Here is a 16,315-nt window from a genome sequence, read left to right on the forward strand (position 1 = left end):
TCTCCTATTTTTTTGAATCGATTAATTTTTTTGTAATTTCTGTTTGTTCACGTCTATTTGATCAAACATAGTGACCTGGTTTAATTTGTTTGAAGTTTGGGAAATCCGTTAAATAGTCTGGATGTTCTTTTTCTTCATCATAAATTATAAAATCAAAGTCTTTTTTATTTGGGTTTGGGTGAGGAATTGCAGATAGCAACGCTCTTGTATATGGGTGTAAAGGATTTAAGAATAACTCCTCTGCTGGTCCCATTTCTACAATTTGTCCACGATATATAACCGCTATAGTATCTGCTACATGTCTAACTATTGATAAGTCATGCGCAATAAAGATATAAGTTATTTTTAAATCATCTTGGAATTTTTTAAACAAGTTTAAAACTTGGGCACGAATTGAAACGTCTAATGCAGAGATTGGTTCATCAGCTATTATTAGTTTTGGTCTCATAACAAGTGCGCGAGCAATTCCAATTCTTTGTCTTTGCCCACCTGAAAATTCATGTGGATATCTTGATAAGTGCTCTGGTAGTAAGCCCACAGCTTCAATTGAATTTTCAATTATAAAACGTCTTACACTTTCATCATTAACACGAGTTATTGATTTAATTGGTTTATCTGGATTTTTTTCATTATATTTGTCAAAGTACAATTGTCTTGCTTCATCATTTTTATATAGTTCTGGATAGTTGTATAACCCTTCGGAAATTATTTCTATTATTGGTAATCTATCATTAAGTGATGCTGCAGGATCTTGAAAAATCATTTGCATTACTTTTTTGTTTTCATGAATACCAGCTCTATTTAGCGGCTTTAAAATGTCTAAATTTTTTATAATTGTATCCAACGGTTCAAGACTTAGCAATTTAATTAATTGTCTATAGTCTTTAATCATTTCGTCAGACACACTATATTCTCAACCGTTTATTTTATAAACAAGTTCAATCGTTTCTCTATCTTCAATTTGGTCTTCTATTAACAAGTTATCAACATAATTTATTTTTTCTTTTAACTCAGATAGTCATTTATCATCTTGGACATTTTGCTTAACAATGTCAGTATTAAATTTTTTCAATTCATCTTCAACATCTGAATTAAATAACTGACTAATAAATCCATCAAGTAATTCTGGCGTCTTTAATTCGTATGCGTCAATATAACCTTTCATTGCATCAATGTTTACAGTTTTTTCAGATCATATTGTTGATAGCAATCTTTGTGCATCTTCTAAATAATCTGGGTTTATACCTTCTTTATTTTGCTTAACACTTTCAATATATTTTGTAATTGTAGCTACAAATTGACTTCTTTTAATATTTACAAGTGATTTATATTTTTCTAAATATTTAGCTCTTTCTTTTGCCTTAGAAGTAAGTGCAATATTTTGTTCTTGTGATCACAAGATACTTTGAATCGAATCTTGTAATTGATTTTGAGCAACAGCTGATTTTTGTAGTTCAGTTATTAGTTGATCAAAGAATTCTTCAAGTTCAATTTTTTCAGCTAGGTAATTATTTCTTATGTTGTTTACATTGGCTACATTTAGATATATTTTGTTTGCCTCTGTTTTTACTTCTCTTACTAAAACATGTGTGTTTCTAGCTTTAGTCCTAATAACGTTAAACATTTCTGGTGTTAATTCTTTAGCATACTTATCAACATGATCTAAAAATCTAATTGTAGATTGTTGAACTCTAATTATTTCTAATAGTGACTTAACAATTTCCTTTTGTCATATTTCAACTTTATGAAATACCTTATCTGATTTTTCATTAACTAATTGTTTTCTGTCTGTGATTTCAATTTTTGGTGTATCTAAATCAGTTAAGTCTTTAGTTACTAAATCTACTTTTTGATTTTTAACATAAAGGAAGTATGCCACCTTAACTGCATCAATATAATTATTTAAAATCTTTGCAGTTTGAGTTGCGTCAATTTCCATTGATTTTAAATATTCTAAAATTTGAAGGTTTGATTTATGTAAGTTAAGCGGTTTTCCAAAAACAAGTTTGTCGTCGAAAAATACTGAACCAGAATGAATTTGGTTTATACCCATTACGGCACGGCCGAATGTAGTTTTACCAGAACCAGATTCCCCTACGATTGCAAAAGTTTGTCCTTCATCAATGTCAACATTGACACCTTTTAGTGCTCTGAATTTTTTAGATTTGTTTCTAAATTCAACGACCATATCTCTAACTGATATTATTGTTTTGCTCATAAATCTCACCTCCTTTTAAATTAGTCTTTTGTAAATGATTTCTTTAAGTCTGCTATTTGTTTTGGTTTATCAACCTTTGGTGCTCTTGGATCTAACAATCATGTTTTAGCATAATGTGTTTCAGTCACTTTGAACATTGGTGGTTCTTGTTTGTAATCAATTAATAATGCATATGGGTTACGTGGTGCAAATGGATCACCTTTTATTTTTTTAAATAAACTTGGTGGTGTTCCAGATATTGAATATAAATCTTCACCTTTTTCCCCTAGTTGAGGAAGTGATGAAAGTAATGCTCAAGTATATGGATGTTGTGGTGACATATAGACTTCATCTAATGTTCCATATTCAACAATTTGCCCCGAGTACATAACAGCCACACGATCAGCTATGTTTGCAACAACACCTAAATCATGAGTGATAAATATGATTGTAAACTTGTACTCTTTTTGTAAATCTTTAATTAGTTTTAATATTTGTGCTTGGATAGTAACGTCAAGAGCGGTTGTTGGTTCGTCACATAATAATATATTTGGACGACACGCAAGTGCAATCGCTATTACTACTCTCTGTCTCATTCCACCTGAATACTTACCAGGAACGTCGTTATATCTCTTCTCAGCCTCTTTAATACCAACTTTAGTCAGTAACTCGATTGCTTCTTTTTTAGCTTCAGAACGATTCATTCCCCTATGCTTAATTAATACCTCTGAAATTTGATATCCAACTGTAAGCAATGGGTTTAGTGAGGTCATAGGATCTTGGAAAATGGTTGCAATTGTAGCACCACGTAAATTAGTGATTGCTTTTTTTGTAGTCATTTTTCTTCTGAAACTTGAGTGCTTCATAAATTTTCAATTGTAAACTACCGTCTTATATAGTTCTTCATCAATTGGGTTTGAATTAATAACTGAATCTTCAAATATTTTTTTCAACTTTACTTCTATTGGTTTTAAATCAACGCGTAAAAAGTATTGTTTAAATTCTTGAATTTCGATTTCACTAAACGCTTTTTTGTTTTTGTATTGTTCTTTAACTAATTTAATAAATTTAGCAATTACTTTTTTGTCGCTATATGAAATATATCCAAATCTTACTAATTGGTTTTTTAGTTTCAGAATTTTATCTTCAGCTAACACAATGTGTTTTTGTTTGAAATCATTATCAGTCGAAACCCTATATCAAAACTCGTGCATTTTTAACTCTGTTCTGAGTTCTTTTAGCTTCATTACATCTCTGTTTGAAGAATCAAATGTTTGACGCTCTTCAATGATTTTGATAACTTGTTTTAATTTATAAATTTTATCCGTTAGTTCTTTCGACTTTATCTTCTTTAAATTTACAATTCTAATTGCTAATTTTTTTATTTCTAATTTTGACTTTCTTATAATTCAAGAACGCATATTGCTGTCTAACATATTGTTATGAAAATCAACTAGGTCTGTTGTCATTTTTATTTTAGACTCTTGGCCACCTGCTGGTGGATTATAGATAATTGAACCCTTTTCAATTCATCCGTTGCTTTCAATCATGTTTGTAAATGTTTTGGTAAATACGGATTTACCAGAACCAGATTCTCCAACAAGCGCAAGTGTTTCACCTTCGTAGATGTCTAAATTAATATTTCTGATTGATGTCAGTATCGAACTTCTAACTTTGAAGTTCACAACTAAATCTTTAACTGAAATAATTATTTTCTTGTTATCCATATTTACCTCCTATTTTATCTGTGTGTTTTTGGGTCTAAGTAATCGGCAAATGTTTTTCCAATTAAGAAGAATACGATTGATATCAAAGCAATCATTACTAATGGAAATATTAGTAATGATGGATTAGCCTCTCATGCATTATCTGCAAGGGACAAGTTTAGTATTTTACCAAGTGATGTTATCTTTCGTTCATCAGCTGATATAAATGAGAATCCAAAGTAGTTTAGTGTTGAATCAATTGCAATAGCATTCGGTATTGAAAATGATGCGGTTTGCACAATTACTGGAAGTATTCTTGGAAGAATATTTTTAGTAACAATCTTTCTACCAGATGATCCTAAAGTCATTGAAGCAGTATTGTATTCTGTGTTTTTAACTAACATAACTTGAACACGGATTGTTGAGGCCAACGCCACTCATGAAGTAAGTGAAACTGCCACAATTACAACGAACATACTATTCTTTCATTTTGGATCTGATGATGTAAATAATAAAATAACAATCAATCATAATACCAGCGTTGGAATTAAGGTTAAGAACCTTGTAAGTTCAATGAATGCAATATCCATTTTTTTGTTATAACCTCAAATACATCCAATTATTAAACCAACAACTATTTGTATTGCTGCAATTATTAATGCAAATATTAATGTCGTCCTTGTACCAATTCAAATCGTTGTTCAATAATCTTCGTTATAAACACCAAGTCCAAATCAGTGATCTAGTGATGGTATTTTCGAGTCACTTGGAAATGCTTGTTCGGTATCGTCTGGAAGTGGTCAAGCACTTTTTCCTATCGGGACTATTATTGCCAATAAAACAATTGCAATAAAGAGTGCCGCACATATTATAAATATTTTTGATTTAAACAATAAACCAAACACTGACCTTCAATAACTATAGACATGAGGGTTTATTGTTTCACTTTGTGATGTATTAACACCCACAACTGTAAACAATTCTTTTTCAGTTAAGTGAGCTATTTCTAATTTTTGTTTTAGTCCGACAACTCTTTCGTCAATAACTTCAACAATTTGTTTTTTATTAAAATTTTCTTCTTGTGTCGGTTCGTCAATCACTTCGTGATCTAGTTCCAATTCGTTATCAAATAAACTCATTAAGTTGTCCTCCTATTTTATTTGTTAATTAATATTTTGTTAAGTTAGTTTTACTCGTGGATCCATTATTGCCATAATTAAATCTGAGATTAAAGATGTGATGATACCCATAAAGGATGCTATTGATATGTATCCAAGCACAACAAAGATTTCTCTTTGTCCAACTCCACCAACAATAAATCTAGACATACCCGGAATTGATCATTGTTGTTCAGTAAATATTGAAGAACCAAACAATGTAGCAATCAATGCCACGGGTATTGTTCTAATAATTCTTATTCCTGCATTTCTAAAAATATGAACATAAAAAACACGTGATGGTTTCATTCCTTTTGACTCAGCAAACTTAGTGTAATCACTAGTCATCTCATCAACTATATATCTTCTTGTTTCTACAATTACAGTTGGTATGTACATGATTACAATTACAAATACAGGTGCTAAGAATGTACCTACATTACCTGGAGTATAAATTGTTGATACCCCCAATAATTTTGAGAAGAATATAAACAATAACATAACGATTACTAATGGCGGAACACAAATTAAAGTTGCAGATGAACCATTTAATAAGTTGTCAATTCATTTACCTTTATATCTGGCTGCCGTAATCCCAAGAGGAATTCCAATTAGATAAGTCAATGTTAAAGCTGTGAATCCAAACATAAATGAAATTGGAATAGCTTTCGCAAATAATGATCCTACATTTGTAATAAAAGGTTGACCAAATGAGTTTGTAAATACAACCCCAAAGAAAACGCGTGTTTCAATAAAGTCTCCACTTGGGTTACCTGTATTTATATCTAAGATTGGAATTTTCTTTTCAAAGAATGGCAAAACATTATAGAAGTAATTTCAAATTTGTGTAAACGCAGACCCAGTTAACCCTACTGATTTTTTTCTATTTTCAATCAATTGGAAGTACTCGTTTGTACCTGGTTTGATTGGAGACTTATCTGTTAAATCAGATACATAAGTCGTATCAGGAGTAACCATTACAAGTAGTAAAAATATAATCGAAATAGCCAGCACTAACGTAATAAGTGAAAAGAATATTCTTTTAAATGAATATAGTAACAACGGTCTTTTAGCATTAAATTCAGCTGTTGCATCTCTTGACGAAATGAACATAGATTTAATCTTGTTCTTACTTGCGCCCTTGGGTTTTAGTTTTTCATTAACACCAATATCTAAAATGAAAGTATCAACACGTGACTTAGCTGTCTCTTCATTTTGGTCTGGTATTACTTTTCTAGTTTCTTCCATAGTTCCTCCTTTTGCATATAAAAAAATGCTCTTGTTTTGTTATATTAAATTAATTTGTTTTAAAAAATGATATTGCTTTGAATAGTAGTTATGTCTATATTGTATATAATATATTGGAAAAGGGCAAATATTTTTTAACGAAACACGACATGAAAAAAGAAAACAAATACAAGAAGGATAAGAAGGAAGCTTTGAAGTTCCACAACGAAGTCGTTCAAGAAAAACTTGAAATAAATTCAAAAGACAGTGTCGGTTATAAGGAATATAAAAGAACTTCTTTCTTTACTTGATATGAATGAATAATTGTAATTTTTTTGCCATGAATCCTGTTTGGATTAATAGTTTTAATATGTTGGGCTGCCGGTGATATTAAATACGCTGAATATACCTTGCTTCTTATTGGTCTGTTAATTATTTTCATTTGATTGATAATGTCTTGAAGAAGTCACAAACATGCTTCTGAATACTATAATGATACTAGAAGAAAATATTCAAAAGTATACGATGCCGATAGCGGTCTAAATAGAAAAATTAGAATCATTACCCTAGTGATTGGTGTGGTGCTTGCCCTTTCTTCTTTAATAGTTTTTTTTGGAATGTAACAACAAACCCATTCAGCTTGAATGGGTTTTATCGTTCTAATTTTTGATTTACTTTTTAGATTTACTTTTAATTTCTTCCATTAATTTTGTGTACTGTTTCGGATTAAATCATGGATTTTTATTTCAATGATAATCTTCGTCGCTCATTTGATCGCTTGTTAAAAGCGAGTTTATAAGTAAGTTAGGATTATATAGCGCCTCTCTGCCAATGGCGATGTATGGTATGTTTTTTGAGAGTGCGTAGTTTATATCTTCTATTGTGTTGTAGTTACCAACTGTAATTACATTCTTTTTTGTTCATTTCATTACTTGTTCTGCATATGGGATTCTAAACATCTTAGTTGTTGGTTTTGGTGTTATTTCAACTTGATTTCTTGCTCCAATTGTACTTCCACTTGATATATGAAAATAATCAACATATTCTTCAATAGCTTCAATGAATGGTTTAAAATCTTCAATTTTTAATTTTGATGAATTCAAATCGTCAGACACACTTAGTCTTATACCAACCGGGATATCAACTTCTTCTTTGATTCTTTTTAAAATTTCAATGATCATTTTTGATCTGTCGACCATATTATTTTGTTTGTTTATTTCGTTTAAAGTTGGATGTAATATTTCATTCAATAAGTATCCATGAGCGGCATGTAGTTCTACAAAATCAAGACCAGATGTTTTGGCACGCATTGATGCTTTAACAAAATCATTTTCAATTCTTTGTAAATCTTTTTCTGTTGTAAGTCTAAAGTTTTTTTGATCCAAATAGCTATAGAAATTTGTAGTCCCCATTGTTAGTTCTTCAAGTTCAGCTTTAGCACCCGCATGATTTAATTGAGCACCTATTATTGATCCTGCTTGATGAGCAAGTAAAGCGATTCTTTTATATCCTTCAATTTGTTCGTCTTTTCATAGACCTAAATCATTTTGTCTAATTCTACCTTCACTTGATACAGCGGTTGATTCAATTATTATTGTTCCAATTCCGCCATAAGCACGCGCTCCATAGTGTTGAATGTGAAAGTCGTTCACAAATCCATCAGTCGCCATTAGTGTATCCATTGGTGGCATAACTATTCTGTTTCTTGATTTGATTCCTTTAATTAATTCTGTCTTGTCGTTAATTTTGTACATATCATTTCCCTTATATGTCTATATTTTATTACACATAAATGTAGATACCTATTGTTTTGAAAAAAAAAAAAAAAACTTTTAAAGTTTTTTTACGCCATTAATCCAGCTTTGTATAAATTTTGGAAGTGTCCTGGTTTGTTTTTTAGTTCATTGAATGTACCTGTTTGTACAATCCCTGCCCCATTCGCACCAAGTACAATTATTTGATCAACATTTTTAATTGTTGATAATCTATGCGCAATTGTAACTGAAGTTCTTCCAACCATTAAGTCATCTAGTTTAGCTTGAATTTCTTTTTCAACAATATTATCTAATGCTGAAGTTGCTTCATCTAAAATTAAAATACTTGGGTTTTTTAAGAACATTCTAGCTATAACAAGTCTTTGCTTTTGACCACCTGATAACATGAAACCACGTTCTCCAAGAACCGTTTCATAACCTTCGGGTCATGCTTGAATTAGATCATGTAGTTCAGCTTTTTTAGCTGCTGCAATTACATCTTCGTCAGTTGCATTGAATCTACCATATCTAATATTTTCATAAACATCACCATATAGAATTTGAGGATCTTGTTCAACATATCCTATGTGGTATAAGTAACTTGCTAAGTTTAAATCTTTTAAGTCATGTTCGCCATTTATTATTATTTGTCCTGATGACACATCATAGAATCTTAATAATAATTTGGCTATCGTTGATTTCCCTGACCCAGTTTCTCCAACAAAGGCGTACGATTTACCTTCTTCAAATGTGAAGTTAAATTTTGGTAGTACAACTTTTTGAGGTTTCTCTGGGTATCTGAATTCAATATCTTTGAATTCAATGTTCCCATCAATTGATGCAATTTTAATTCCATCATGATAATGTGGGTTCATAATTGATGTTGCTTCAATTGCGTCGTTTACACGTTTTGCCGCAACTGATGCTTGGGCTAATCCAAATAATGAGTTCATTATTTGGAATAGTGGCCCAATCAATATACCTTCAGCTAAACTGAATGCTACGAAATCGTTGTCAAAGAATTCGGGTCTTTGTGTTATGACTCCGAAAATGATAATTGCTGCAAGTGTTGTTGAAAACTTAACAACCATTACACCAGCAAATAAAGTAGTTAGCATTACTGCTTGAGCACGCCCAACCACTTTTGCTCTTTTGTAAAATTCTTTATGAACTTCTTTGAATCTATCTGTTTCATATTGTTCTGTACCAGTGGCTTTAATTAAACGAATTGTTGAAATTCTATCTGCTACATCCCCATTGATTTCAGTAATTGATTCCCTTACTTTTTCAACACGTTTTCTTGTTACTCCAAATGAAATTAACATTGAAAGCAAAATTATCATTAATATTGTTACCGTCACAATTGCTATTTGTCATGCAAAAACAAACATCATAATTGCTCCAGCAAATAACTCTAAAATAGAAATACCAAATTGAGTCGGAACTTGAACAGCTTGATCACTCACTATTTGTGTGTCGGAAATGACCTTTGTTAGTATCTCTCCAATTTTTTTATCTGAGTAATATGATATATCTTGTCTTGCTAAAGACTCTAATGATCTATTTCTTAGATCTATTTCAATTCTTCTACCAACCATGTAAGCCACATAATCAAATATATAAGATACCACTGAGTAAACCAAGACAATACTCACTGTAATTGCAGTTAATTTTCATCACTCCAATCCTCAAAACGGGATAGTTAGTCCATTGATTACATCCGTTTCATTAAATTCAAAATATCTAACTGATATTGTTAATTGGTACGTGATTAAAGGTAGCATTAATGAAGTTGCTGCAAATACAAGTGCCATGAAAAATAATGGGATAGTTAATCTTCATTCTTTTACATAATAATAAATAATCGTTTTAACAAATGCTTTTCTAGCTACTTTTTGCTCAACTTGGTTTTTGATTAAAACTTCTTCTGGTACTTCAGGTACGTTGTATTCTTTCATTGTAACTCCTTAATTATCAATTTATTATACCTACAATAATTACTTTATCTTTATGTTTTGCTTTAATTTTAAAAACACAGGCAGTAAAACCAAGCAAACTATAAAGTCGATCATTGTATTTGGTAAATTAAATATTATTGCAAATAACACTATGTTATAACCATCTCACGCGTACTCAAATCAATATATTGAACTTGCTAAGACTCTAAATATAAATATTAGCAATCATGGAATTGTACAAATTAATATTGTTGTATTTAAGTCATTTAACTTTGAGCTGCGTTTAACGTGGAACAATGCACCAACACACGGAACCATTAGAACCAACATGTACTCTAACAGTCATTGACCAAATGCAATAATTGTTGGAGCGAACATTAATGATGATATCCCCGCAAGCAAGCAAAGTCACAATGAGTATCTGAATCTTAAAAAGATTGTTGATGCAAACAATGGGATAAATTTAATGGAAATAGATATACCAAATGGTAGATTTGGTATAAACATATTTATTGCTGAAAACATTCAAAAAATGGCTAGAAGAATTGATGTCATAACTATTTCTCTGGTGTCGATTCAGTTTTTCTTTATTTCAAAATCTGGCTCAAAGTCTTCTTTATTTTTTAATAATAAGAAACTTTCAAGACTAAGCGCCACAACTCACATCCCTACATTCAATATATTTTTTTTGATCTCAACAATTGTTTGTACCAAATTCAAAACCATAATTGAAATTCATACCATTACAGTTATTATCAAAAATACGATATACATAATCGATGGGTTATCCCCTGTGTCTCTTTTATATATATACATAGATAAGAAAATAAAACCTATTATCAAAGAAGAAATCCGTATAACAGTTAATGAAATATTTAAAATTAAAAAATGTCTATTTTTCATATGGGACTCCAAATAAAAAAGACATGATTAAAATCATTTCAGGACTTCCTACGCTTGCATTACCAAGATCAGGTTCTAAGAGTGTTTCTCAAGCTTTCGCTACCTCTGCCTTTTTTATTATTGTATACAATAATAGTGGAGGTAAAATGACATATTATAAAATTAAATTTAACTGAGAAAACTACGAAGTAGTTTCTCTACTCACAAAAGATAATAAAATTGCTTTTATTGGTTTGGACAAACCTTACTACAAAGGACTTAATGAATTTATTGATATTGTTGAAATAGAAGACGATTCTAAAAATAACATAGTATTAGATAAACTAAATTTATTTAAAGAAAAGAAATTTGTCTTTAATGCCTCAGACTATTATCTAGATTATTTATCTGACAATACAAAAGGCATATATTATCAACTTGCAAATGTCAGTTATGAAACTTATTTAACTTACAAGCAATTTGCAAAACTTGCAGGTAATGAAAAAGCTGTTCGCTCTATTGCAACAAAAATTGGAAAAAATCCTATTGCACTATTAATTCCTTGTCACAGAATTGTTAGTTCAAATAGTTCTGTTAAATACAGATATGGTTCTGATATCAAGAAATACTTAATTGACAAAGGACTATAAAAAAAACATCAGCTAATGCTGATGTTTTTAAGTCTTTATTATAGAGACAACATGTGTCCGATTGTTCTAACAAATTGTGAAGTAAATGAGTTTTCGTTATCGTATCATGAGAATACTTTAACTAATTGTTTACCGTCTACTGTCATAACTCTTGTAAGAGTTGAGTCAAATTCTGTACCGAATGTTGATCCAATAATGTCAGTTGAAACGATTTCAACATCTACATAGTTCATAGCTAATGCTAAGTCTTTGTCTTTTTTGATTGCGTTTTTCATTGCGTTGTTGATGTCATCAACTGTTACATTTTTACCAAGTTCAACTGTTAAGTCTGTAATTGATCCCGTAATTGTTGGAACACGTAATGATAATCCATCCAATTTACCATTTAAGGCAGGTATAACTTTTCCGATTGCTGCTGCTGCTCCAGTTTTTGAAGGAATAATGTTTCATGCTGCTGCACGTCCTCTTCTTAAGTCAGCGTGTGGTAAGTCTAATAATCTTTGGTCGTTTGTTACGGCATGAATTGTGTTCATTAAACCTTTAACAATTCCAAATTCATCATTTAGAACTTTAACAACTGGTGCTAAACAGTTTGTTGTACATGATGCTGCAGAAACTACTACGTCATCTTTTGATAATGACTTGTGGTTTACACCAAATACGATTGTTTTTAAATCACCTGTTGCTGGTGCTGAAATAATAGTTTTTTTAGCTCCTGCATTAATGTGTGCCATTGCTTTATCTTTATCAGCGTAGAATCCTGTACATTCAACTACTAGGTCAATGTTTAATTTTCCTCACGGTAAGTTGTTTGCATCTTTTTCTGCTAATATTTTGATTTCTTTTCCGTTAACTTTAATTGAGTTTTCTGTAAAAGAAACTTTACCAGCCATGTATTTACCATGTGCTGAATCATGTTCTAATAAGTAAGCTAATACTTTAGGACTTGTTAAGTCGTTGATTGCAACAATCTCGATGTCTTTTGCACCGAATAATTGTCTGAATGCTAATCTACCGATTCTTCCAAATCCATTAATTGCGATTTTTTTCATTTTGTATACTCCTGTTTTGTATGTGATCATCAAACGCAATGGTTCGACTACAAATTAATTATACTACTTTGATTTATAAAAGAGAATAGTTAATTACTCACTTAATTATTACTTAATTATTACTTAATTAAAAAATAACCTTTATATGCAAACATTTGTTCGATACTTAGGTTAAATTAATTCTAATTAAATTGTAGCTTCTTCGTCTTTTGAAACTGGTTCAACAACAACTGTGTTTGCTGTTTGAGTATTATTGTTTGTCGATACATCAGCGATCAATATACAAATTCCTGAAATCAATCCTAGAAAAAGTAATGAGCAAATAGCTAAAGCTATATGTGGTTTTTCGTTTGGTGTTCCTACTTGTTTTTTAGCATTGTTAATCATAATAGTCATTGGTACCATTCAAAATAATGGAATTATAAAAAGTCCAGATATCACTGTAGCTATGATTGCAAAAATGTATGCAACCAAATATAGTGTTTGTTTTTGACTGTTGTCTTGTTGGTTCATGGTGTCTCCTTGGTGTTTTTATAATTATAAATTATTTATTCACCTAAAAGTAAACATTCAATAATCATTTTTTAATTGAAACTACCTTCTTGACTTACCAAACATTTCTACTTCATTTACCAACCCTCTAATTCTGTCTACAATTCTTTCAGCACTTACTTTTTCTTCTTCAGTTGATTGCTTTGAATCGTGAACTGCTGAATATTTACTTCTTAATTTATTTAAGTCTAAATTAGAACTAAAGAAAGTTAGCAACTTATGTGAATACCTATAGTCAATTATGTTGAATAGTATTTCGTCTCTTTTTCATGTTGTTGGTTTTTCTTCACCAATATCATCTAAAAATAATACTTCGGCATATTTACACATGTTTAATGTTTTTTTAGATCTTATCTCACTAAACATTTCTTCATGAGCATTTGAAGTTAAAGTCAACGTTTTTATAAAACAAACTTTTTTACCTTTCTGTAAAAATCTATTTGCAGTTATTTTGAAAAACTCGGTTTTACCAACACCAACGTTTCCATATAAATAAAGTCCCTTATTTTTAGACAATCCTTCTTCTGCTTTTTTTGCAATCGAAGCTATATTCTTAGAGTTAACTTCTGATTTTTTTGATTCACTTAAAATTAATTCTTTTATTGACTTAAATTGAGAATCTAAGTTTGTGTCTGTAAATATTAAATTTTGGTTCTGATAATAATTTGGATTGTCATGTAAATAATGAACGCACGGTATTAGCGAAGAATAGAATCTATAGTCTTGAAAATATAAATCCAATTGCTTACCTTTTGTAAATTGTTCACACTTATCCATTCCACCATTATTTTTACATTCTAAAAACTGATTTAAGAATCTATTTAATACCGTTAAATCATCTTCGATAATTTCGTCAGTAATTTTATTTTCTTTGATCAGCTTTTGGATTAGCGGGTTTTGTTTTACTTGTTTAACGTCGTATTTCATACATTAATTTTCTCCAAGCATTTTTTTCATTTCTTCATCTGTTATTCCAAGTGGGTCGTGATATTCAACTTCCATTGGTTTATCAAACGTTACTTCACGATTATTTTTTGAAAATACACTGAACTTAGTTTTTTCTTTAATTGATTTTAAAAACTTATGAGCTTCTTCAATTGAATCAATTCCATTAGACACAAATGTCTCTGCAATTTTAAATATATAATTTGCAACAATTTTTCTATCATTTTTAGATGACGAATAAGACATTAAGATATTTATCACCTCATCTTTTAGCATGTATTTACTACGCAATACATCAATCATGTTTTTAACTGATTGCATATTGTTTTGTTTGCCAGCAATTACTGACGCATATTCTAGTGACTCAATATCAACCATTGAGTTTAGAGCTTCAGATTCTTTTGACTCTTTTTCTGAATAGTTTTGTTTTGTGCGCATTGTTCATTCGTTTTCTAATAACTGAACTTCTGCATAAAGTGTTTTTTCATTTAAAGGAATTTCTTTATCATTCATTGAGTTTAATATTTCATACAAATCACTTACTTCAATTAGAGAATAGTTTCTGAAGGTTGAAATAATCAATTTCTTTAATCTTCTTTTTCTAGATAATAAAATCAAGTTTCCTTCATTTGTTAATAGGTCAAATAGTTCATCGTATTTTTTTTCTAATAATAGAGAAGCTTTGTTAACTTTAATTCTAATTTCACCTGCAATGTTTTCATCTGATTCATTTAGATCAATATCAAAAACATCATATAACCTATCAGTTACATCATCTAATTCTTCAGTATTTGAACTAGCTGAAATTACTGTTCTAAACATTGACTTTGTAATATTGAAATCTTCATCCCCTAATTTCTTTAATAAAAGTTTACATAGGTTTTCTGAAATACCTTTTTGTTCATCTTCTTTTGACCCGCCAAAAAATTGTTCATAAGTTAAGGGTGCTTTGATCGCAAAGTTATACTTTTCAGCTCCACGTATTTTTTTAATTTCCATTAGACCACATGCTCCAAGAATTTTTCAAGCTTTACGTGCTTCTAATTGTGTAAGACTTATTGCATTCTCAAATCTTTTAGATGAAAGTAAAAAATCAGGTGCAGATTTTGTTATTTCTGCTTCAATTAACAGCATGTTATATAGCGCAAAGGCCTCAGTACCAAGGATAGGAAGATAAAGTGCTGAAAGTGAATTTCTATCTATTAAATTTTGGTTTGGATATGATAAAATTTTGTATTCAAATTCAGCCATTTTGCACTTCCTCCTTCTATGTCTAAGTTGAATATAGTACAAAAAAAATAAAATGGAATACTTTAAAAAAGTTTGCTTTAAATTATAGAAAATAATCAATAACCAAAATAAAAAACCCATTGTTTAATGGGTTTTTTAAAGTTTCACACATACACACTCTATTTTTGACATACTACACATATATATGTACCGCGGCCATTTATGAAAGTTTTGACTACACTATTTCCACAATTTTTACAAGGTTTATTTTCATTAAAATGAACTTTTAAAAACTGTTGATATCCACCTTTATTTTCAGCGGATGATTGGAAGCTTTTTATAGTTGTTCCACCATATTCGATGGCTTTTTTTAGAATAAAAATGGATTTTTCTATAATACTTTGGCATTGTAGTAATGTAATTTCATTAGACGGCTTATTTGGGTGTATTTGACACTCAAATAAGACCTCGTTTACATATATATTACCTAATCCAGCAATTACGCTTTGATCTAACAAGACGGACTTAATTGGCGTTTTTCTTTTCTGAAGTTTTTTATATAAAACTTCAGGAGTCATATCACTGGAAAAAGGTTCTGGTCCTAGTTTGGCAATTGGGTTAACTTTCTCATACTCATCTTTTTTAAATAGATGAATAGTTCCGAACTTCCTTGTATCGAAATACATTAGTTGTGTTTCGTCATCAAATATAATATTAACTTCAGTATGCTTTGATGGAATTGTTTCTAAGTTTGGATAATAATATCATTTACCTTCCATTCTTAAATGACTTATCATTACATTTTCTTCAAATTCAAAAACTATGAATTTTGATTTCCTTGATATGTTTAATATTTTATTTCCTTCAAGAGTTTTACAAATTATATCTTCTGTTGTGTTTTGTAAAATTTTTTTATAAATAATGTTTAGTTTTTTTATTGTCTTATTTTTGATTTGTTTATTCAAAACCCTGACAACCGTTTCTACTTCTGGTAATTCTGGCATA

At 30.1% G+C, this 16,315-nt stretch carries 14 protein-coding genes and 1 riboswitch; of the genes, 2 read left to right on the plus strand and 12 right to left on the minus strand.

Annotation, left to right across the window (positions count from 1 at the left end):
* Positions 1–4: 4 nt before the first annotated feature.
* The 4 genes from AACL07_RS02945 to oppB are packed head-to-tail and all read right to left on the minus strand — an operon-like array spanning position 5 to position 6,308.
* Positions 5–2,218 carry an ATP-binding cassette domain-containing protein gene (locus tag AACL07_RS02945; protein WP_338983156.1) on the minus strand — a complete coding sequence of 738 codons (2,214 nt, stop codon included), beginning with the start codon at positions 2,216–2,218 and terminating at the stop codon, positions 5–7.
* Between the two features lie 20 nt (positions 2,219–2,238).
* Positions 2,239–3,924: an oligopeptide ABC transporter ATP-binding protein OppD gene (gene oppD / locus AACL07_RS02950; RefSeq protein WP_338983158.1), complete on the minus strand. Its 1,686-nt coding sequence runs from the start codon at positions 3,922–3,924 to the stop codon at positions 2,239–2,241.
* Between the two features lie 14 nt (positions 3,925–3,938).
* The gene (oppC, locus tag AACL07_RS02955) at positions 3,939–5,042 is read right to left on the minus strand and encodes an oligopeptide ABC transporter permease OppC (RefSeq protein WP_338983161.1); all 1,104 of its coding nucleotides are present in this window, start codon (positions 5,040–5,042) and stop codon (positions 3,939–3,941) included.
* Between the two features lie 39 nt (positions 5,043–5,081).
* Positions 5,082–6,308 (minus strand): oligopeptide ABC transporter permease OppB, encoded by a 1,227-nt coding sequence (gene oppB / locus AACL07_RS02960; RefSeq protein ID WP_338983163.1) that lies wholly within the window; start codon positions 6,306–6,308, stop codon positions 5,082–5,084.
* Between the two features lie 149 nt (positions 6,309–6,457).
* On the opposite strand from oppB, the gene AACL07_RS02965 reads away from it, so the two are divergent.
* The gene (locus AACL07_RS02965; protein WP_338983165.1) at positions 6,458–6,910 is read left to right on the plus strand and encodes a hypothetical protein; all 453 of its coding nucleotides are present in this window, start codon (positions 6,458–6,460) and stop codon (positions 6,908–6,910) included.
* 48 nt (positions 6,911–6,958) lie between these two features.
* Here the strand turns inward: AACL07_RS02965 and AACL07_RS02970 are convergent, their stop codons facing one another.
* The 3 genes from AACL07_RS02970 to AACL07_RS02980 all read right to left on the minus strand — a co-directional run bounded on the left by AACL07_RS02970 (position 6,959) and on the right by AACL07_RS02980 (position 10,773).
* Positions 6,959–8,041 carry a hypothetical protein gene (locus tag AACL07_RS02970; RefSeq protein ID WP_338983167.1) on the minus strand — a complete coding sequence of 361 codons (1,083 nt, stop codon included), beginning with the start codon at positions 8,039–8,041 and terminating at the stop codon, positions 6,959–6,961.
* Positions 8,042–8,130: 89 nt separating this feature from the next.
* Positions 8,131–9,999 carry an ABC transporter ATP-binding protein gene (locus AACL07_RS02975; RefSeq protein ID WP_338983168.1) on the minus strand — a complete coding sequence of 623 codons (1,869 nt, stop codon included), beginning with the start codon at positions 9,997–9,999 and terminating at the stop codon, positions 8,131–8,133.
* 39 nt (positions 10,000–10,038) lie between these two features.
* The gene (locus AACL07_RS02980) at positions 10,039–10,773 is read right to left on the minus strand and encodes an energy-coupled thiamine transporter ThiT (RefSeq protein WP_338983170.1); all 735 of its coding nucleotides are present in this window, start codon (positions 10,771–10,773) and stop codon (positions 10,039–10,041) included.
* Positions 10,774–10,930: 157 nt separating this feature from the next.
* A riboswitch (TPP riboswitch) is annotated at positions 10,931–11,019 on the minus strand.
* Positions 11,020–11,048: 29 nt separating this feature from the next.
* On the opposite strand from AACL07_RS02980, the gene AACL07_RS02985 reads away from it, so the two are divergent.
* Complete coding sequence (locus tag AACL07_RS02985; RefSeq protein WP_338983172.1) at positions 11,049–11,531, plus strand: MGMT family protein; 483 nt, start codon at positions 11,049–11,051, stop codon at positions 11,529–11,531.
* 38 nt (positions 11,532–11,569) lie between these two features.
* Here AACL07_RS02985 and gap read toward each other — a convergent pair whose 3' ends face one another.
* The 5 genes from gap to mutM form a co-directional block, all read right to left on the minus strand.
* A complete protein-coding gene (gene gap / locus AACL07_RS02990; RefSeq protein ID WP_338983174.1) occupies positions 11,570–12,583 on the minus strand; it encodes a type I glyceraldehyde-3-phosphate dehydrogenase in 1,014 nt (337 codons plus the stop codon).
* A gap of 186 nt (positions 12,584–12,769) precedes the next feature.
* The gene (locus AACL07_RS02995) at positions 12,770–13,096 is read right to left on the minus strand and encodes a hypothetical protein (RefSeq protein WP_338983176.1); all 327 of its coding nucleotides are present in this window, start codon (positions 13,094–13,096) and stop codon (positions 12,770–12,772) included.
* Between the two features lie 81 nt (positions 13,097–13,177).
* The gene (locus AACL07_RS03000; protein ID WP_338983178.1) at positions 13,178–14,062 is read right to left on the minus strand and encodes an ATP-binding protein; all 885 of its coding nucleotides are present in this window, start codon (positions 14,060–14,062) and stop codon (positions 13,178–13,180) included.
* A gap of 3 nt (positions 14,063–14,065) precedes the next feature.
* Positions 14,066–15,331: a DnaD domain protein gene (locus AACL07_RS03005; RefSeq protein ID WP_338983180.1), complete on the minus strand. Its 1,266-nt coding sequence runs from the start codon at positions 15,329–15,331 to the stop codon at positions 14,066–14,068.
* Positions 15,332–15,489: 158 nt separating this feature from the next.
* Positions 15,490–16,314 (minus strand): DNA-formamidopyrimidine glycosylase, encoded by an 825-nt coding sequence (gene mutM, locus AACL07_RS03010; protein WP_338983182.1) that lies wholly within the window; start codon positions 16,312–16,314, stop codon positions 15,490–15,492.
* Position 16,315: the final 1 nt, after the last annotated feature.

Source organism: Spiroplasma endosymbiont of Othius punctulatus, assembly GCF_964019505.1.
Taxonomy (GTDB): Bacteria; Bacillota_I; Bacilli_A; order Mycoplasmatales; family Mycoplasmataceae; genus TIUS-1.